15 protein-coding genes are annotated in these 20,166 nt (G+C 64.1%); 8 read left to right on the top strand and 7 right to left on the bottom strand.

Annotated elements, in window-relative coordinates:
- Positions 1 to 3 precede the first annotated feature (3 nt).
- The 4 genes from G4D79_RS14860 to G4D79_RS14845 all read right to left on the bottom strand — a co-directional run bounded on the left by G4D79_RS14860 (position 4) and on the right by G4D79_RS14845 (position 3,861).
- Positions 4 to 969: an adenosine deaminase gene (locus tag G4D79_RS14860; RefSeq protein ID WP_003945144.1), complete on the bottom strand. Its 966-nt coding sequence runs from the start codon at positions 967 to 969 to the stop codon at positions 4 to 6.
- Between the two features lie 7 nt (positions 970 to 976).
- The gene (locus G4D79_RS14855) at positions 977 to 1,738 is read right to left on the bottom strand and encodes a crotonase/enoyl-CoA hydratase family protein (RefSeq protein WP_003945127.1); all 762 of its coding nucleotides are present in this window, start codon (positions 1,736 to 1,738) and stop codon (positions 977 to 979) included.
- Positions 1,739 to 1,773: 35 nt separating this feature from the next.
- Entirely contained in the window at positions 1,774 to 2,967 is a 1,194-nt protein-coding gene (locus G4D79_RS14850) for a class I adenylate-forming enzyme family protein (protein ID WP_030536925.1), read from the bottom strand.
- Positions 2,968 to 3,060: 93 nt separating this feature from the next.
- The gene (locus G4D79_RS14845; RefSeq protein ID WP_007736151.1) at positions 3,061 to 3,861 is read right to left on the bottom strand and encodes an enoyl-CoA hydratase/isomerase family protein; all 801 of its coding nucleotides are present in this window, start codon (positions 3,859 to 3,861) and stop codon (positions 3,061 to 3,063) included.
- On the opposite strand from G4D79_RS14845, the gene G4D79_RS14840 reads away from it, so the two are divergent.
- Positions 3,860 to 5,260, top strand: coding sequence for an FAD-binding oxidoreductase (locus G4D79_RS14840; RefSeq protein WP_099697861.1), 1,401 nt, complete (start codon positions 3,860 to 3,862; stop codon positions 5,258 to 5,260). The genes G4D79_RS14845 and G4D79_RS14840 overlap by 2 nt on opposite strands.
- On the opposite strand, the gene G4D79_RS14835 is transcribed toward G4D79_RS14840, so the two are convergent.
- The gene (locus tag G4D79_RS14835; protein ID WP_003945132.1) at positions 5,220 to 6,704 is read right to left on the bottom strand and encodes a DHA2 family efflux MFS transporter permease subunit; all 1,485 of its coding nucleotides are present in this window, start codon (positions 6,702 to 6,704) and stop codon (positions 5,220 to 5,222) included. The two genes, G4D79_RS14840 and G4D79_RS14835, sit on opposite strands and share 41 nt — an antisense overlap.
- Before the next feature lie 2 nt (positions 6,705 to 6,706).
- The gene (locus G4D79_RS14830) at positions 6,707 to 7,330 is read right to left on the bottom strand and encodes a PadR family transcriptional regulator (protein WP_007736146.1); all 624 of its coding nucleotides are present in this window, start codon (positions 7,328 to 7,330) and stop codon (positions 6,707 to 6,709) included.
- A gap of 126 nt (positions 7,331 to 7,456) precedes the next feature.
- On the opposite strand from G4D79_RS14830, the gene G4D79_RS14825 reads away from it, so the two are divergent.
- A complete protein-coding gene (locus tag G4D79_RS14825) occupies positions 7,457 to 8,146 on the top strand; it encodes a GNAT family acetyltransferase (RefSeq protein WP_099697860.1) in 690 nt (229 codons plus the stop codon).
- Between the two features lie 23 nt (positions 8,147 to 8,169).
- Positions 8,170 to 9,204 carry a glutathione S-transferase family protein gene (locus G4D79_RS14820; protein ID WP_042450363.1) on the top strand — a complete coding sequence of 345 codons (1,035 nt, stop codon included), beginning with the start codon at positions 8,170 to 8,172 and terminating at the stop codon, positions 9,202 to 9,204.
- Between the two features lie 11 nt (positions 9,205 to 9,215).
- Here the strand turns inward: G4D79_RS14820 and G4D79_RS14815 are convergent, their stop codons facing one another.
- A complete protein-coding gene (locus tag G4D79_RS14815) occupies positions 9,216 to 9,626 on the bottom strand; it encodes a VOC family protein (RefSeq protein WP_003945129.1) in 411 nt (136 codons plus the stop codon).
- 154 nt (positions 9,627 to 9,780) lie between these two features.
- On the opposite strand from G4D79_RS14815, the gene G4D79_RS14810 reads away from it, so the two are divergent.
- From G4D79_RS14810 to G4D79_RS14790, 5 genes are all read left to right on the top strand, one after another.
- Positions 9,781 to 10,530 carry a hypothetical protein gene (locus G4D79_RS14810; RefSeq protein ID WP_003945111.1) on the top strand — a complete coding sequence of 250 codons (750 nt, stop codon included), beginning with the start codon at positions 9,781 to 9,783 and terminating at the stop codon, positions 10,528 to 10,530.
- Between the two features lie 68 nt (positions 10,531 to 10,598).
- Positions 10,599 to 11,600: an ABC transporter ATP-binding protein gene (locus tag G4D79_RS14805; protein WP_030536929.1), complete on the top strand. Its 1,002-nt coding sequence runs from the start codon at positions 10,599 to 10,601 to the stop codon at positions 11,598 to 11,600.
- Entirely contained in the window at positions 11,597 to 12,370 is a 774-nt protein-coding gene (locus G4D79_RS14800; protein ID WP_075833874.1) for an ABC transporter permease, read from the top strand. Before G4D79_RS14805 ends, G4D79_RS14800 begins: the two co-directional genes overlap by 4 nt.
- Before the next feature lie 36 nt (positions 12,371 to 12,406).
- Complete coding sequence (locus tag G4D79_RS14795) at positions 12,407 to 16,216, top strand: ABC transporter ATP-binding protein (RefSeq protein ID WP_099697859.1); 3,810 nt, start codon at positions 12,407 to 12,409, stop codon at positions 16,214 to 16,216.
- A 175-nt stretch (positions 16,217 to 16,391) separates the two neighbouring features.
- Positions 16,392 to 20,153 (top strand): multifunctional oxoglutarate decarboxylase/oxoglutarate dehydrogenase thiamine pyrophosphate-binding subunit/dihydrolipoyllysine-residue succinyltransferase subunit, encoded by a 3,762-nt coding sequence (locus G4D79_RS14790; RefSeq protein WP_047268983.1) that lies wholly within the window; start codon positions 16,392 to 16,394, stop codon positions 20,151 to 20,153.
- The last annotated feature ends 13 nt before the right edge of the window (positions 20,154 to 20,166 follow it).

Raw genomic sequence — 20,166 nt, 5'->3', positions numbered from 1 at the left:
CGGTCAGTGCCGCAGTAGTTCCGCTTTTCGCGCATCGCTCGCAAACGAGGCCTTGATCGAGTTCCGGGCGAGGGTGTCTCGCTCGGCCTCCGTCAGACCCAGGGCTCGGCCCAGTTCGGTGAAATTGTCGTCGACATATCCCCCGAAGTAGGCCGGGTCGTCGGAGTTGACCGTGACGATCAAACCCATCTCGAGCATCGATCGAAGCGGATGATCCGACAGCGAATCGAACACCCGCAGACGAACGTTCGACAACGGGCAGACCGTCAGTGGAATCTCCTCGTCGACCAGACGCTCGATCAGGGCAGGATCCTCGAGTGCCCGGACTCCGTGGTCGATCCGCTCGGCGCCGAGAATGTCGAGCGCCTGCCAGATGTACTCGGGCGGTCCCTCTTCACCGGCGTGAGCCACAACGTGCAAACCCTCGGCACGCGCGCGGGCGAACACGTCCTCGAACAGTGACGGCGGGTTGCCGACCTCCGCGGAGTCGAGTCCGAGCCCGACGATCGGAGCCTGCAGGCGAATTATCTCGGAGAAGATCTCCTCGGCGTCCTTGACGGGCTGATCTCGGAGGATGGCGGCGATTGCCGCGCTGCTGAGCCCGAACTCGCGCTCACTCGATGCCACCGCATCCATGATCCCGTCCAGGACCTCGGTCAGCGGAACACCACGGACCACGTGCGCCTGTGGATTGAAGAAGAACTCGGCATGCGCGACGCCGGCGGCAGCCGCGCGGCGGAAGTACGCTCGCGTCAGGTCGGCAAAATCCTCCGCGGTGCGCAGGACGGCCATGTTGGCGAAGTAGAGATCGAGGAACGACTGCAGATCGGTGAACTCGTACCTCGACTTCAGATCGTCGATGTCCTTGTACGGCAAGTCCATTCGATTGCGCTCGGCAAGTCGGTAAATCTGTTCGGGTTCCAGAGAACCCTCGATGTGCATGTGCAGCTCTGCGACAGGTGTAGCCATGTCGGTGTTACCGCCCCTTCCAGACCGGGGCGCGCTTCTCGGCGAACGCCGTCGCGCCCTCGCGTGCATCTTCGGACGCGAACACCGGCGCCATGACCTGCAACTGCTTCGCGAAAGCTTCGTCGTCGGACCAACCGCCGGCCTTGACGATGATCTCCTTGGTGACCGCAACCGCGAGCGGTCCGTTGCGGGTGATGCGATCAGCCAGCTCCAGCGCGCCTTCGAGCGCCTTACCCGGCTCGGTCAACGTGTTCACGAAGCCGTAGCGGTAGGCCTCCTCGGCTGTGAAACTGTCACCGGTCAGGGCCAGTTCCAATGCCTTCTGGTACGGAATCCGCTTGGGCAGGCGCAACAATCCGCCTCCACCTGCGACCAGCCCTCGCTTGACCTCCGGGATACCGAACTTCGCTTCGGACGACGCGACCACCAGGTCGGTGGCAAGCACGAGTTCCGTGCCGCCTGCCAACGCGAAGCCCTCGACCGCCGAAATGATCGGCTTACGCGGCGGCCCTTCCGTGAATCCGAGACCGCGTCCCGGCACGAGTACGTTCTCGCCGGCCACGAATGCCTTCAGATCCATACCGGCACAGAAGTTTCCGCCGGCTCCTGTCAGCACCGCCAAGGACAGATCGTCGTCCGCATCGAGCTCTTCGACCGCAGCGGCCAATGCGTGACTGACCGCCGAGTTGATGGCGTTACGCGCCTCGGGCCGGTTGATGGTGATGATCAGTGTCCGCCCGCGCCGCTCGGTGAGAACCTCGTCCGCCATGATGTCCCTCTCGTTTGTCGACCACGCTCGCGTGACTACGCGACGTTGCGTTCGACAATACGGACGAAGCCATCGGGGTCGATCTGCGCGGTGTCGTGAGTGCAGAACCACCCCTGGGTGAACCTCGTCGAGGTCGCTTGCGGCGAGTTCCAATACCGACGCGTGACACTCGGTCCACGGCACAGCAACTCACCGAAACCACCTGGAGCGTCCGGGCCGTACAACGCCACTTCCATTCCACCGAAAGCGATTCCGACGCTTCCGAGGTGGGTGGGCGCCGACTCGGTTGGCAGAATGAGACCAGCCCCACAGGTCTCGGTTTTGCCCCACCCGATCACATGCCGAGCGGCCGGGAACAGGGTCAGCAGCTTGGATTCCTGTTCGGCCGTGATCGGCGACCCGCTGCAATCGATCCACTGAACCGACCTCGAACCGGCACGCGCCGCCGGTCCAAGGGTGAGCAACCGTGGCTCGAGCAGGTCCTCGGGCCGCCCGGTCACGATGTCGACGGTATGCACACTCTCACGCCAGAAGTCGCCGGCGAGGACCACCGTTCCACCGACCACCAACGTCGCGAGCACGTGCACGAATTGCCGCACCGACTTGAAGTCATTGTCCACCAACAGATTTCGCACACCTTCGACGCCGTAATCGCGCGAGTGCAGAATGCCGACGATGGCGGAGAGCACGTTCTCGTTGCTCAACTCGACGCCCAGCATTTCGCCCGAAGAATCGGCGGTGTACGCGAGGATCGCCATCTCCTCCGGGGCGGCACCGTCGTCGATGAACGGAACACCGTGTGGGAGTTCCCCGTCGAGCACCAACACCGAGCCACTGTCCGCGATGACGAAGTCCGCCGCGTCGTCGCTCAGATGAACACCCACGGAGACCGGAACACCGCCGGCGAGAATGACGCCGAGGCACGCCTCCATCCACCTCACCCCGGCGGCGACGCGAATGGCCACACGGTCACCGATCTCGACGCCTCGCGACTTCAGCCCGCCTGCGACCCGCGACGCCTCGGCCCACAACTCCGCGAAGGTGACCTGCTCGCCGTCGACCTCCTCCACCGCGATGCGTGAGGAGAATCGATGAACGGCGATATCGAGGAGTTCGGACAGCGACGGGTCGAGTTGGCTGTACCGAAGCACCCCGTCACCCGCACGGGTGACACGGGCGTCGGCGAGGAGCTGAGTCGAACACGGGTATTCCACAAGCGTCGACCGCATCGATACCTCCACGTCACTGACAACCCACCGGCCATTCGACTATATGACGTGGATCACAGTTCGTGGAGGTCTCTGGCGATAATCGTCGCAAACTTACTTTCCGGAGTAGACCGCTTTGCCCGGTCCGACCTCGAGGAAACTGCGGACAGCGCCGCGTAGGTCATCGGTGGCGAACAGCGCACCGGACACCCCGGGAGTCACCGAATCAGCGTGGGCGATCCCGCCGGAACGCCAGGCCGCCACGATCTGCTTGGTGGCGTCGTGGGCTCGCGTGGGCCCGTCCGCCAACCGGGCCGCCAGGGCACGCGCCGCAGCATCGACATCGTCGTGAACGGCATTGACGACGCCCCACGAGTGCAGAGTTGCGGCGTCGTAGAGATCGCCGGTCATGACCAACTCCCGAGCCCGTCCGGAACCGGCGCGCTCGGCCAAACGCTGCGGTCCACCCATGGACGGCGTCAGACCGACCACTGTCTCGACCAGTCCGAACTTCGCCTTCGGCGCCGCGAGGATGATGTCGCAGGCCAAGGAGATCTCGAAGGCAGCAGTCAGCGTCAGCCCGTGCGCCGCGTAGATGACCGGGCACGGCAACGCCTCGAGCGGATGGCAGATCTGGGCGAACAGTTCGCGCCACAATTCCGCTCCCTGCTCCGGGTTCAGTCCGTCGAACACATGGACGTCGACGCCGGCCGAGTTGACCTTGCCCTCGGCGCGCAGAAGCACAGCGCGCGGTGGGTTTTCGGTCAGCGCTGCAACATCGGCGATGACGGCGTCGAACATGGCCTGATCGAACAGATTGAGTGGTCCGTGCGCGAACGTCAGGACAGCCACCTCGGCACCACCATCGGTGGTGAAGCGCTCGAGACGGGTGGGATGCGATTCGGGAGCAGTCATGCCGCCACACTGCCACATCGAACCGGCCTACGATCGTCGGGTGGACGGTCTGAGAAATGCACTCGCGGACGTTGTGGGACACCGGTTCGTCGTCGACGACGCCGACGTGTTGGCGACCCGTTCCACCGACCAGACAGGGCGCTACAGCGGGCGCGCCAGCGCTCTGGTCCGACCCGGAAATACCGCCGAAGTCTCGGCAGTGCTGAACGTGTGCCGCTCGCGCGGCGTACCGGTCACCATTCAGGGCGGGCGAACCGGTCTGGTCGCCGGGACGGTGCCCGAGCACGACGACGTCCTGCTCTCCACCGAACGCCTCGAGGCGATCGGCGAAGTCGATGTTGCCGCCGGTCGGATCACCGTCGGTGCGGGAGTGGCACTCGCGCAGGTACATTCGGCGGCCGCCGCCGCCCGCCTGAAATTCGGCGTGGACATAGCTTCACGGGATACGGCGACGATCGGCGGCATGGTCTCCACCAATGCCGGTGGGCTGCACACGGTTCGATACGGGAACATGGCCGAACAGGTGCTCGGCCTCGAGGTGGTGCTCCCCGGCGGGACCACGGTGCGTCGGTCACCGAAAGTGTTGTCCGACAATTCCGGATACAACCTGCCCGCACTGTGGGTGGGCAGCGAGGGAACTCTTGGTGTGGTCACGGCAGTCGATCTGAAACTACGACGGGTACCGAGTCACCGGGTCACGACGCTGACCGGTTTCGACCGACTGCAAGACGTCGTGGACGCGGGGCGCACGTTGCGCACTCTCGACGGGGTCGACGCATTGGAGTTGGTGGACGGCCGTGGACTCGAATTGGCCGCACGCCATTTGAACGCCGCGGTGCCGACGGGGCGACCGTGGTACCTGCTCGCCGAGGTGTCCGCGGCCCACGATCCGCTGGAAGACCTGGCCGAGCTGCTCGAACGCATCGACCCACCGCAGACCCCGGCAGTGGCGGTCGACGATCCCGGCTCGACGCGTTTGTGGGCGGCGCGGGAGTGTTTCGCCGAAGTGGTCGGACTGTTCGGTCCCCCACTGAAATTCGACGCGGCGCTGCCGCTGGACTCGCTTGCCACCTTCGCCGAGGACGCCGCGGCGGTGATCGCGAGTCGTGCCCCCGAGGCAATTCCGATCCTCTTCGGACATGTCGCCGAGGGAAACATCCACCTCAACGTCCTGAACTGCCCGAACGCCGACACCGTGTACCGCAGCGTCCTCGAACTGGTTCGCGATCACGGCGGAAACGTCAGTTCCGAGCACGGGGTGGGCTCGCTCAAACGCAACTATCTGAACCTGGCCCTCTCTGCGGAGGACATAGCCACGATGTGGGCGATCAAGCGAGCCCTGGACCCGAGCGACTATCTCAATCGTGCAGTGATGTTTCCCGACGCGCTTCGGCACTGACGGCCATCGCGTCGTCGTGTGCGTCGCCGCGCAGAGGCCGAGCGAAGCACACCGAAGCGACGAAGCCGATGAGCAGCACGCCTGCGGGCAGCCAGATCGACTCCGACATCGCCGTGCTGAACGGTTCACGGACGAACTCGGGTAGGTGACCCACTCCGGCTTCGGAACTGCCGCCGGTCAGACCCTGTGCCGCCAATCGTGCGGTGATCAGTGCTCCGATCGCGGCACTGCCGAGAACCGCACCCACCTGCCGGGTGGTGTTGTAGACGCCCGCCCCGGCGCCGGCCTGCATCGGAGGCAGGTTGTGTGTGGCGGTGGCCGCGAGCGGCGACCAGATGCATGCGTTGGCGAAGCCGATCAGGCCGATCGGCAGGAGCAGTTCCCAGATCGCGACGTCGGGAGACATCACCAATGCCAGCCAGCCCAGGGCGATCGCGAACAGCAGGAAGCCGGTGCCCGCGATGTAGCGCGGATGCGTCTTGTCGACGAGCTTGCCGATGATCGGCGCAAAAATGCCGGTCAGCACGGCCATCGGAACGAGGAGGAGCGCCGACTGCGTCGGGGAGAGTCCGCGAACTGCCTGGGTGTAGAACATCAGCGGAAGGACCATCGACGTGATCGCGAAGCCCATCGCGGTGATCGCGACGTTGGCGAGCGAGAAGTTGCGGTCCTTGAAGAGTTCGAGTGGGAGCAAGGGCTCGTTCTTGTTGCGCGACTGGTAGAACACGAACACCGCGAGCAACACCACACCGGCGCCGATCAGGCTCCAGACGAATCCGTTCCAGTCGTACGAACTGCCTTCCTGGATTCCGAACACGAGCAGGAACATGCCTGCGGCGCTGAGAATCACGCCGGGGATGTCGAACTTGTGCTCGCTGGTCGGCAACGACGGAACAAGCTTCCACGCGAGGAGGAAGGCGATGACACCGACCGGGACGTTGACGATGAAGATCCATTCCCAGCCGAGATTGTCGACCAACACACCACCGGCAAGCGGACCGACCAGCGTCGCAACACCGGCAACCGCGCCCCACAGGCCCATTGCGGCGCCACGCTTGTTCGGCGCGAACGTGCGTGTGATGACGGCCATCGTCTGAGGCGTCATCATTGCGGCGCCCAGACCCTGGAAAGCCCTTGCCACGATGAGCATCTCGACGCTGCCGGACAGACCACACCACAGTGAAGCGCCGGTGAACAGTACGAGGCCGATCATGTACAGGTTCTTCGGTCCGAACCTGTCACCGAGCCGGCCGGTGACGAGCAGCGGCACCGCGTACGCCAGCAGGTACGCGCTGGTGACCCAGACGACCTTGTTGATGTCGGTGCCGAGGTCCTCCATGATCGCAGGGTTGGCGACAGCGACGATGGTGCTGTCCACCAGAATCATGAAGAACCCGATACACAGCGCCCACAGCGCGTGCCAGGGATTGACCTGCTTTTCCATCTTCAGTCCTTAGGTAGTGCGGACGAGCCTGCGGAGCCGGCCAGCCGGTCGAGAAGTTCTTGTGAGAGCCAGGGCATTTCGCCGCTCTCGATGTCTGTCACCAACGCGCCGATCCACTCTCTTTCGGCGACGGTCAGTGCGTGGGCGTAGTCCGCGCCCACCGTGAAGATTCGTGGTTTTTCCGCCGCCTTCAGCGCTTCGTAGTCGGCCTCGAATTTCGCGATCGTCTTGTCGAGGTGCGCGAGACGAATTCGAAGCATCTGACACGCGGTGGACGCGGAGAGGTTGTGCATTTCGGCGAGCGCGAGCGGCAACCGCGGATACTCCCGCACCGGAACCGCCAACATCTCACGTAGTTGATGCTCGAGGGCCTCACGGCCCCGGGCGGTGATCTCGTACGTGGTCCGTTCGGGCCGGTTGCCCTCACGATCGGTCCCGATCGAAGCCAGAAGTTCCTGCTTCTCCAGCCGGGAAACCGTGTGATAGAGCGATCCCGGCTTGATCTTCACCAACTGATCGCCCCGGCGAACCGAGGCAAGTTGATACATCTCGTACGGATGCATCGAACGCTCGGACAGCAGGCCCAGAACGGTGATTCCCAGAGGCGTCAGTGACACGTCACCCATGAGTCCCCCTCCCTGACAAGCCGCAATTGACTATTTCTTGACTATTCCACCTGAAATAGTCCACATGGAATATACGACCTCTGTCCATCTCGATCAACCCGTTCGAATCGGACTAGCCTGTAGCGAGTGGACGAACATCACCTCGACATCATCCGACTCGCTTGGGCACGTGAACTGGGCCTCGGCGACTCGGCACTTCGGCCGGCACACACGGCCCGTGTCGTCGGCGACAACATCCACGTTCTCGATCTGGCAGGCTCAGGTGCAATCGTCGGGCCGCAGTGGTTCATCGAGCGCACCGAGGACATCTCCGTCGACGCCCTGCTGCAACCGGCGCGCCTGCTCGAGATCGCCGGCGATCACGGCGGCCGAATCACCGGCCCCGTCGATCTCGCTTTCCTCGGCGACTACACGGACGCGCCACCCGACGAGCAACTACTGATTTCCCACGACATCGACGACGCCCTCGCCGTCGCTGCGCTGTGCCCACCCGACGACAGCACCACAGCCGACCTCGGGAACCGGACGCGGTGGTTCACCGCCCTCACCGATTCCACCGAGGTGCTCGGATGCGCGGCGTACTCCGAATTTCAGGGATTCGTGGCAGATCTCACGACCCTGACTGCTCCAGCGCATCGCCGTCACGGAATCGGCTGCGCAGTAACGCTTCTCGCTGCGGAGGACGCTCTCGATTCCGGCTTGATCCCGCAGCTACGCACAAGTCGCGGCAGTGCGATCGGCGCGACGCTTCCACGTAAAGCCAAATTCGACGTTCTGGGGGCATACGCTCGGGTACACGTGCACCTGCCCAGTTGACACTCGAACGAGAGGGACCGCAGATGAGTACGGAAGACGGCGCGAGCGAACCGACATTCGTCGAAGAGGGTCGTGAATTCAAACGCGACACCAACTACATCCCGACCCGGATCACCGAGGACGGCCGCGACGGTTACCCCGTCGAACCCGGGCGATACCGGTTGATCGTGGCACGTGCCTGCCCGTGGGCAAACCGCGCCATCATCGTCCGCCGCCTACTCGGCCTCGAAGACGTACTGTCGATGGGCATCTGCGGTCCGGTTCACGACAAGCGAAGCTGGACTTTCGATCTCGACCCGGGCGGCGTCGATCCCGTACTGAAGATCCCGCGACTGCAGGACGCATACTTCGCCCGAGATCCCCACTACCCCAGGGGAATCACGGTGCCCGCCATGGTGGAGATCGCCACGGGCAAGGTGATCACGAACGACTACCCACAGATCACCCTCGACTTCTCGACGCAATGGAAGAAGTACCACCGCGAAGGCGCACCGGATCTGTACCCGGAGCCTCTGCGAAACGAAATCGACGAAGTGGCCGAGTACGTTTTTCGCGACGTCAACAACGGCGTCTACCGCTGCGGTTTCGCCGGTTCACAGCAGGCGTACGACGAGGCATACGACACGCTGTTCGCCCGCCTCGACTGGCTCACCGAACGTCTTGCCCGGCAACGTTTCCTGGTGGGCGACACCATCACCGAAGCCGATGTGCGCCTGTTCACCACGCTGGCGCGGTTCGATCCCGTCTATCACGGCCACTTCAAGTGCAACAGAAGCAAACTCAGCGAGATGCCGGTGCTGTGGGACTACGCGCGCGATCTGTTCCAAACCCCCGGATTCGGTGACACCATCGACTTCACACAGATCAAAGCGCACTACTACATCGTGCATTCCGAGATCAATCCCTCCGGAATCGTGCCCAAGGGACCGGAATTGACACACTGGCTCGAACCCCACGGACGCGAACAGTTGGGTGGCCGACCGTTCGGGGACGGCACACCACCTCATCCGCCCATCCCGTCGGAAGTGGTTCCGGCAGAGCACTGGGCCACCAGGTAGGTCGCGGGGGGCTACTCCCCTGCGTACGTGCCGAAACTCCAGTACACACCTTCGGGATCACGGCAGGTGAACCCCCGCGAACCGTAGTCCTCGTCGCGCAATCCCTGCGTGATCGTGGCGCCCGCCGCGACAGCGCGTTCGTGGAGTGCATCGGCGGCGTCCGCGTCGTCCACGACGATGTACACCGAACCGATTCCAGGCGGCAGGCCGGCGATCGCCGAATCGGTGCGCGGCGAACCCAACATGATGCCGCCACCGCCCGGCCAGTCGAGTTGGGCGTGGTCCACCACGTCTCCCTCTCCGTAGACGGCCTTCTCCACGAAACCGAAGGTGCTCACCAGAAAGTGGATTGCCGCACGGGCGTCGAGGTAGCGCAGCGTCGGCCAGATGGTCGTCGAACGAGATTCCGAAGTGGCGGTCATAACACTCGAACTCCTGCCTGGGAAAACTCACGAAGAAAACCGAGTCTCGTACGAGCCTATGGCCCCGGTGATCACCGCCGCCAGCGAAAACTTCACCTATTCTCGAAATACGGTCCACCTCGCTTCAGAGGAGGACAACTGTGGAGGGGCAGCAATGAGCAAGTCGACGAACAACGACAGCGGGCGTATCGAGAAGGTCCTCGTTTCCGTTCTCGACAACGGAAGCCGCCTGCAAGCGCCCGCAGTGGCCAAATACGTCAACCATGTCCGTAAGGCCCACCCCGACGAGTCACCTGCTCAGATCGTCGAGCGGATGGAGAAGATGTTCATTCTCGCCGTGACCGGAAGCGGCAGTGCCGTCGGCGCCACCGCCGCCGTGCCGGGCGTCGGAACGGTCGCGTCCATCGCTGCCGTCGGTGCGGAATCGGCTTTCTTCCTCGAGGCGTCAGCGCTGCTGACGTTGGCAATTGCGTCAGTGCATGGAATCTCCGTACAGGATCACCAGCAACGACGTGCCCTGGTCCTGGCAGTCGCCCTCGGCGAATCCGGTATGGAGATCGTGCAGAAGGCCACCGGAATCACAGCCAAGAATTGGGGAACGGCAATCACGAGCAAGATTCCCGGACCCACGATGAGGGGAATGAACAGCACCCTCGTGCGGAAATTCGTGACCAAGTACGCCGCGAAGCGCAGCGCACTGATCCTCGGCAAGCTCGTTCCGGCCGGAATCGGTGCGGTCATCGGCGGTGCGGGCAACCGTGCAATCGGCAAGGGCGTCGTCAAGAATGCGCGCGAAGCCTTCGGACCGGCACCGGCCAGGTGGACCGACCACCTGATCGTGATGCCTGCCGACGATGCCGCAGTGCTTCCCCAGACGGAGACACGCCGGGCCATCCGCAGATAGCTGTCCGGGCCGTAGGCTCGCATCACGTATTCGCCGCCGACCCGGGAGCAGCATTGACGAACACCGCAATGGGATCCTTCTCTGCCCCCATCGAGATTCGTGGGTTGACGAAGACGTTCAAGGCGGCGCGCGCGGTCAACGACCTGAGCTTCGACGTTCAGGCGGGCTCGATCACCGGGTTTCTCGGTCCGAACGGTTCGGGCAAGACGACCACGTTGCGGATGCTCCTCGGACTGGTGTCACCGACGTCGGGATCGGCCACGATCAACGGCACCCCGATGCGTTTGCTGCCCAACCCGGCTCGGACCGTCGGCGCAGTACTCGACGTCGGCAGTCTCCATCCGAAACGAACGGCCCTCGGACACCTCGAGATCTACGCGGCCGCTATCGGCATGCCGACTCAGCGCGCGGCGCAGGTGCTGGACATGGTCGGTCTGAGATCGGTCGGAGCCCACAAGACCGGCACCTTCTCGCTCGGGATGCGCCAACGCCTGATCCTTGCCACCGCGATGCTCGGTGATCCCGAGATCCTCGTGCTCGACGAACCCGCGAACGGACTCGACCCCGAGGGCATGGCGTGGCTTCGTCAGTTCCTGCAGACCTTCGCCGGTTCCGGCCGAACGGTTCTGATCTCGAGTCACGCGCTTCGTGAAGTGGAAGCGACCGTCGACAGCGTGGTCATCGTCAGCGCCGGCTCACTCGTCTACCAAGGGACCATGGACGAACTTCGCCGCTCGCAGCGCAGTCGACTGCTCGTCTCGTGTTCCAACCCAGCGCTCCTCGCCACGGCATTGGCCGCTCGCGGAATCATCGACGCCCAGATCACCCAGGACGGACGGCTCGCCGTGGGCGGCACCGACACGTCGGTACTGCCACCGGTGGCATCCGCCGCCGGAGTCACGATCTTCGGTGTCGCAACCGAAGGCGCAGATCTCGAGCAACTGTTCCTGGCCATGACAACGCCGCAATATGCCGTCCCCCAGGTCGGATACCACCGCCCACCCGGTCCCGGTTCCGGACCGGGCTATTACGGCCCTGCCGCATACGGACCTTCCGGAGGACACCGATGACCACGCTCGTGCGCGCGGAGACACTCAAAGTTCTCACCCTGCGCTACTGGTGGGCACTGGCCATCGCACCGGTCGTCGTGGCCGTGCTGATTGCTGCCTCGACTCGGACGTTCGTCGAAGTCGTGGCCGATTCGGCTGACACCACCTTCGACGTCGATGTCGTGTCCACCGGCGTCAGCCTCGGTGTCTCCAACACGCTTGTCCTGGTGTTCGCGGCTGTCTTCGGAGCACTCACCGCCGGATCCGAATTCGGCTACAAAACTCTCACCACGACGTTCCTCACAGCTCGCGGCCGTGACGGAGTTCTCGGCGCAAAACTTGCCGTCGTCGCGGTATTCGCCGTCGGCTACGCATTGGCGGTCGAAGTAGTCAGCATCGGCGCGATGTTGCTCTTCGGCCGGGACTTCAGCTTCACCACCGATCTCTTCGCCATCTGCGCCGCAGGCATTCTGGCGTGCGCTCTGTGGGCACTGCTCGGCGCCGGGGTGGCACTGCTCACCGGTTCGTCGATGGCCGGTGCCCTCTCGGTCATCCTGTGGTTCGTCTTCGGTGAATGGATCGTCCGCGCAGTGCTGCTCGCGATGGATCTCGGCGGGGTCGGGGCCGCGCTTCCGGTGTCGGCCACGATCGGCACGATCATCAATGCGGCCCCGTCGATCGACGTCGACGCGTTTGCGTCCTGGCCGAGCGGCCCGATGATGCTGGCAGCTTGGGTGGTTCTGTTCTGCGGGCTCGGTTGGCTGCGGACCAGGACCCGCGACATCACCTGAAAAGGCTGTCTGGGGCCGGGTCTACCGTGGATCTCGATGAACACGATCAACACGGACAGTCCGGTAGCTGGAGAGGACGATCGAGCTCCGGGCTGGATCCGCCGCTTGGCGCACGCATGCTGGTTGCACCGAAGAGTTGCCATCGGCGCGCTTCTGGTGACCGTCATCGCTTCGGCGATCGACATCTCGTTTCCTCTTCTGACCCGCTATGCGCTCGACGCCGCAAGCCAGGAGAACCCAGGCAAGGTGATCGGGTTCGCCGCGCTGGCGATCGCGCTGCTCGCGGTCGTGCGCTTCGCGTGCCAGTACGGCCGACGGATGCTTGCCGGCCGACTCTCGCTCGATGTTCAACACGACTTGCGGCTCGCCCTGCTCGGCTCGCTGCAACGCCTCGACGGACGCGGGCAGGATCAGATCCGCACAGGCCAGGTGGTATCCCGGTCCATCACCGATCTACAACTCGTCCAGGGTTTGCTCGCGATGGTGCCCATGTCCGCGGGTGCGCTCCTGCAATTCGTGCTCGCGATCGGCATCATGGCGTGGCTCTCGCCGCTGTTGACTCTCGTCGCTGTCGCCGTCATCCCCGCAGTAGGGCTGGTGGTGTTCCTGATGCGACCGATGCTCTTCGCCGCAACATGGTCCGCGCAGCAGCGGGCCGCCGACCTCGCCCAACATGTCGAGGAAACCGTCACGGGCGTGCGCGTCGTCAAGGGATTCGGGCAGGAAAAACGAGCCGTCGACCAACTCGAAAAGCACAGCCGCACGCTGTATTCGGAGCGTCTTCGCGCCGCGTGGTTGAACGCGAAATTCGCGCCGACCATGGCCGCCTTGCCCCAGCTGGGGCAGGTGGGAGTGATCGCCCTCGGCGGGTATCTCGCACTGCACGACAAGATCACCGTGGGAACGTTTCTCGCGTTCGCCACCTACATCGTGACGATGACCGGCGTCACCCGAACTCTGTCGTCGGTCATCGTCATGGCGCAGCTTGCGCGCGCCGCTGTCGAGCGTGTCTACGACGTCATCAACGCTCAGCCGGACATCGCCGATCCTGACCATCCGGTGGACCTGCCCGACGGTCCGCTCGGCGTCACTTTCGAAGACGTCGCATTCGGGTTCGACACCGAACGCGACGTCCTGACCGGGCTGAACCTCCGCATAGAACCGGGCGAGACCGTCGCCGTCGTGGGGCCGGCCGCGTCGGGCAAGACCGCGTTGTCCTTGCTTCTCCCCCGGTTCTACGCCCCGACTTCGGGTGTAGTGACCGTCGATACCGCGGGCGAGACGTTCCCCATCGGCGAACTGCGCAGTGAGCAGCTTCGTGCCGCCGTCAGCCTGGTCTTCGACGAACCTTTCCTGTTCTCGGACACCATTGCCGCCAACATCGCACTGGGTCGCGAGGACGCCTCCGACGAGGACATCCGCGACGCAGCAGCACTGGCACAGGCAGATTCGTTCATCGAGGCACTCCCGGACGGATACGACACCGTTGTCGGTGAACGAGGTCTGACGCTGTCGGGCGGCCAGCGTCAGCGCATCGCACTTGCCAGGGCACTGCTCGTCGACCCACGGATCCTGGTCCTCGACGACGCGACCTCCGCAGTCGATGCGGCTACCGAAGCCGCGATCTTCGACTCGTTCCGGGCCAGACGGCGCCAGACCACGCTCATCCTCGCTCACCGGCGGTCCACCCTGACGCTCGCAGACCGGGTCGCGGTTCTCGACGGCGGACGGATCATCGACTCCGGAACCGTGGACGAACTGGAAGCGCGATGTCCGCTCTTTCGTGCCCTGTTCTCCTCGCCGCCGGAACTACCGGCCGAACTCGACGACGTCGACTCCGATGCTTTCGGACGTGACCGCAGCGAGCCGACAACCGAGCAGTTGTGGCCGCAGGCACCGGAATCCGAAGCCGACAGCACAGCCGCTACGACGCAGGGTGCGGGCGGACCGATGGCCGGAGCGCTCAGCGGAATCGCGGTGACGCCGTCCCTGCGGGCAGCAGTCGACGCTCTCCCACCCGCACGCGAAGACCCCGGAATCGCTCCTGAGAGCCTGCGCGAATCGAATCCACAGTTCTCACTCCGACAGATCTTGAGGCCGGTCCGCTGGGTTCTACTGGCGGTTGTCGTGTGCCTTGCCCTGGACTCCGCCGCGGCGATCGCATTTCCCTCCCTCGTCAGATATGCGATCGACCACGGAGTCGTGACCGCAGACAGCACCACACTCTGGATCGCGACGGCGTTCGGCGCGCTCCTGGTCGCCGCAGACTGGGTCATCGTGGCGGTCATGACGGTGCTCACGGCCCGAGCCGGTGAACGCGTGCTGTTCGGGCTCCGCGTCCGCAGCTATGCACACTTGCAGCGCCTGGGTCTGGACTACTACGAACGGGAATTGTCCGGCCGCATCATGACGCGTATGACCACCGACGTCGACGCGCTCTCGTCGTTCATCCAAACCGGTATGTCAACGGCGATCGTGAGCGTCCTGACCGTCGGCGGAATTTCGATCGCCCTCCTGGCGACCGACGTGACGCTCGGCCTGGTGGCGCTGGCCGTCATCCCACCGCTCGTGGTCGCGACCGTGGTCTTCCGCAAGATCTCCTCGGTTGCCTACAGCCAGTCCCGCGAACGGATCTCGCTCGTCAATGCCGACTTCCAGGAGAACATCGCCGGTCTGCGAGCGGCTCAGGCCTACCGCCGCGAAGAAGGTGCTGCGCGTAGGTTCGCAGAACGCTCCGAGAGCTACCGCCGATCGCGGATGCGGTCGCAGCGAGCCATTTCGATCTACTTCCCTTTCATTTCGTTCCTGTCCGACCTCGCGTTGGCCGCGGTCGTGTTCGTCGGTGCGCACCAGATCGCCAACGGATCGACTTCGCCCGGCGTACTGATCGCTTTCGTGCTCTACCTCGGTCTGCTGTTCGGACCGATTCAGCAACTCTCACAAGTGTTCGATGGTTACCAACAGGCAAACGTCGGATTGCAACGAATCGGCGACCTACTACGCACTCGCAGTTCGATCGAGACTGCCGACAGCGAGGATTTGATCGCGATCTCCGGACGACTCGACGGCGCCGTCCATCTCGACGGGGTCGGGTTCCGGTACTCGGGTGCGGACGTCGACGCCCTCTCCGATTTCGATCTGCAAATCCCGCCGGGCACGACCGTCGCTCTGGTCGGCCGAACCGGTGCCGGGAAGTCGACGGTCGTGAAGTTGCTCGCCCGCTTCTACGACCCGACGTCCGGATCGGTCGACGTGGACGGAACCGACATCCGGAACTTCCACCTCTCGCAGTACCGACGTCGCCTCGGCGTGGTCCCACAAGAAGCCCATCTCTTCACCGGCACGGTCGCCGACAACATCGCGTACGGCAGGCCGTCGGCGTCGCACGCGGAGATCGAGGAAGCGGCACGTTCCGTCGGCGCACTGAATTCGATAGCCGACATGCGTGGAGGCATGAATCATCCCGTCGGCGAGCGCGGCCAGGGGCTCTCGGCGGGCCAACGCCAACTGATCGCATTGGCCCGTGCCGAACTCGTCGACCCGGACCTTCTGCTCCTCGACGAGGCGACCGCGACGCTCGATCCCGCGACCGAACGAATGGTGCTCGAAGCAAGTCGGTCGGTCACCCGGAGACGGACTTCCGTCGTCGTAGCTCACCGCCTCGCGACAGCTGCCCGAGCGGACCTCGTTGTCGTAGTTGACCGGGGACGTATCGTTGAATACGGCCCGCACGATGTTCTGCGGTATGCCGGTGGTCACTACTCGGGACTCTGGGATGCATCGCAGGCGCGTGAGGGGAATAATCTGACGTCGAGAACTGTCATCGAAGGCAACCCCGTCGCGTGACAGTCGGCACGGATTTGTACCGCCGAGAGGTAGTGCGCGATCGCAAGATCACGGACTTCCGTGAGACAGCTCACAAATTGTGTGCCGCACAATTGCTCGTCACACGCTCGGGCTAATCTCATGTATATAGGCGCTCTGATCGGGTACCGAAATAGAAACGAGGCGAACACCTGCCGTGAGCAGCAGTTCTACATCCCAATTCGGACAGAACCAGTGGCTGGTTGACGAGATGTACCAACGCTTCCAGGACGATCCGTCGTCCGTGGATCCCAGTTGGCACGAATTCTTGACCGATTACTCGCCGGACTCGGCGAACACGGGAGGTGGAAACGGGACTGCCTCGAACGGCAACGCGGCTGCACCCGCCGCTGTTGTAGCTCCGCCTGCTGCTCCCAAGGCCACGCCTCCCGCCCCCAAGACCGCACCTCCTGCGCCGGCTGCCAAGGCTGCCGCTCCGGCCCCCGCGAAGACGGCAGCGCCCGCCGCCAAGGCCGCCCCGGCCCAGCCCGCAGCAGCCAAGCCCGCGGCCGCTACTGCCAAGCCCGCCCCTGCCGGCGGAGCCGAGGAAACCAAGGTTCTCCGCGGCGCCGCAGCCGCAGTCGTCAAGAACATGTCGCTCTCGCTCGAGATCCCGACTGCAACCAGCGTGCGTGCCATCCCCGCGAAGCTGATGTTCGACAACCGCATCGTCATCAACAACCACCTCGCGCGTACCCGCGGCGGCAAGATCTCGTTCACCCACCTCTTGGGTTACGCGATCGTCCAGGCAGTCAACGCGTTCCCCAACATGAACCGGCACTTCGCCGAAATCGACGGCAAGCCGAACGCGGTCACACCCGAGCACACCAATCTCGGACTCGCGATCGACCTTCCCGGAAAGGACGGCAACCGCTCACTGGTAGTTGCCGCCATCCGGAACACCGAGTCGATGAACTTCGTCCAGTTCCACGCGGCATACGAGGACATCGTCCGACGCGCCCGTGAAGGCAAGCTCACCGGCGAAGACTTCACCGGCGTCACCATTTCGCTGACCAACCCGGGCGGTATCGGCACGGTTCACTCCGTTCCTCGCCTGATGAAGGGCCAGGGCGCCATCATCGGTGCCGGCGCGATGGAATACCCCGCCGAGTTCCAGGGCGCCAGCGACGAGAAGCTGGCCGAGATGGGCGTCGGCAAGTTGATGACTCTCACCTCGACCTACGATCACCGCATCATCCAGGGTGCCGAGTCGGGCGATTTCCTGCGCACGATCCACAACCTGCTGATCAGCGACGAGTTCTACGACGAGATCTTCCACGCGCTCGGCAACCCGTACGAGCCGGTGCGGTGGCGCAAGGACGTGCCGGAAGGCGCTGTCGACAAGAACACCCGCGTTCTCGAACTGATCGCTGCATACCGTGACCGCGGCCACCTCATGGCCGACACGGACCCGTTGCAGTTCGTCAAGGACAAGTTCCACAGCCACCCCGACCTCGACGTCATCAGCCACGGCCTGACGCTGTGGGATCTGGACCGTGAGTTCAAGGTCGGCGGCTTCCACGGTCAAGAGAAGATGAAGCTGCGCGACGTGTTGAGCGTGCTGCGCGACGCGTACTGCCGCCACGTCGGCGTCGAGTACACGCACATCCTCGAGACGGATCAGCGTCAGTGGATCCAGGACCGCGTCGAGGGCCATCACGCCAAGCCTTCGGTCGCTCAGCAGAAGTACATCCTGAGCAAGCTCAACGCCGCCGAGGCCTTCGAGACGTTCCTGCAGACCAAGTACGTCGGCCAGAAGCGCTTCTCGCTCGAAGGCGCCGAAGCCGTCATCCCGATGATGGACGCCGTGATCGACCAGGCCGCCGAGCACCAGCTCGACGAGGTCGTCATCGGCATGCCGCACCGCGGCCGTCTCAACGTGCTTGCCAACATCGTCGGCAAGCCGTACTCCAAGATCTTCACGGAGTTCGAGGGCAACATGAACCCGGCAGCCGCTCACGGCTCCGGCGACGTGAAGTACCACTTGGGTGCCAGCGGAACGTACATCCAGATGTTCGGTGACAACGACATCGCTGTCTCACTGACCGCAAACCCGTCGCACCTCGAGGCCGTCGACCCGGTTCTCGAAGGCCTGGTCCGCGCCAAGCAGGACATCCTCGACAAGGGTGAAGAAGGCTTCACCGTCCTGCCGCTCATGCTGCACGGTGACGCTGCATTCGCCGGTCAGGGCGTTGTCGCCGAGACGCTCAACCTCTCGCTGCTTCGCGGTTACCGCACCGGTGGCACCGTGCACATCGTCGTGAACAACCAGGTCGGCTTCACCACCGCTCCGGAACATTCACGCTCGTCCGAGTACTGCACCGACGTCGCGAAGATGATCGCCGCACCGGTCTTCCACGTCAACGGCGACGACCCCGAGGCTTGCGTCTGGGTTGCTCAGCTGGCCGTCGACTTCCGTGAGAAGTTCGGCAAGGACGTTGTCATCGACCTCATCTGCTACCGCCGTCGCGGTCACAACGAGGGCGACGACCCGTCGATGACCCAGCCGGCCATGTACGACGTCATCGACACCAAGCGCAGCGTTCGTAAGAGCTACACCGAGTCCCTCATCGGCCGCGGTGACATCTCGCTCAAGGAAGCCGAAGACGCACTTCGCGACTACCAGGGCCAGCTCGAACGGGTCTTCAACGAGGTCCGTGAACTCGAGAAGTTCCAGCCCGAACCGTCCGAGTCCGTCGAACTCGACCAGACTCCCCCGGCTCGCCTGACCACGGCTGTCGCTCCCGAGGTCCTCGAGCGCATCGGTGATGCGTTCGTCAACGTCCCCGACGGCTTCACCGTTCACCCGCGCGTCAAGCCGGTTGCCGAGAAGCGCCGCGAGATGGCCCGTGAGGGACATGTCGACTGGGCGTTCGCAGAATTGCTCGCGTTCGGCTCGTTGGCCGAGCAGGGTGCCTTGATCCGCCTCGCGGGTCAGGACTCCAAGCGAGGAACGTTCACGCAGCGTCACTCGGTCCTCATCGACCGCAAGACCGGCAACGAGTACAGCCCGATCGCCAAGATCGCTGCCGACGCCGAAAACGGCGGCAAGTTCATGGTCTACGACTCCGCACTCACCGAGTACGCAGGTCTGGGCTTCGAGTACGGCTACTCGGTCGGTAACCCCGACGCTCTGGTCCTGTGGGAAGCGCAGTTCGGTGACTTCGTCAACGGCGCGCAGACCATCATCGACGAGTTCATCTCTTCGGGTGAGGCCAAGTGGGGTCAGCTCTCCGACGTCGTGCTGCTCCTGCCGCACGGTCACGAGGGTCAGGGTCCGGACCACACCTCCGGTCGCATCGAGCGTTTCCTTCAGCTGTGTGCAGAAGGCTCGATGACCGTTGCGGTTCCGTCGACTCCGGCCAGCTACTTCCACCTGCTGCGTCGCCATCACCTCGACGGCATCCGCCGTCCGCTGGTGGTTTTCACGCCCAAGTCGATGCTGCGTAACAAGGCTGCCGTCAGCAACGTCGAGGACTTCACGACGGGCAAGTTCCGTTCGGTCTTCGAGGAGCCGGCATACGAGAGCGGCGAAAGCGCACGCGAATCGGTCAAGCGGGTTCTGCTGGTCAGCGGCAAGCTGTACTGGGAACTCCTGGCGAAGAAGCACAAGGACGAGCGTGACGACATCGCCATCGTGCGCATGGAGCAGCTCTACCCCGTGCCGAAGCGTCGCCTCAAGGAGACCCTGGACCGTTACCCGAATGCGGATCAGTTCCGTTGGGTCCAGGAAGAGCCCGCAAACCAGGGTGCGTGGCCGTTCCTCGGGCTGGCTCTGCCGGACCTTCTGCCGGAGACCTTGACCGGTATCAAGCGCATCTCGCGTCGTCCGATGTCCGCTCCCTCTTCGGGATCGAGCAAGGTCCACGCGGTGGAGCAGCAGGAGATCTTGGACGAGGCGTTCCTGCCGACCAACTGATCTCAGTAATTTG

This window comes from Rhodococcus sp. WY5, assembly GCF_018588185.1.
GTDB classification, from domain to species: domain Bacteria; phylum Actinomycetota; class Actinomycetes; order Mycobacteriales; family Mycobacteriaceae; genus Rhodococcus_F; species Rhodococcus_F qingshengii.
This window is presented reverse-complemented; position numbering and strand designations above follow the sequence as displayed.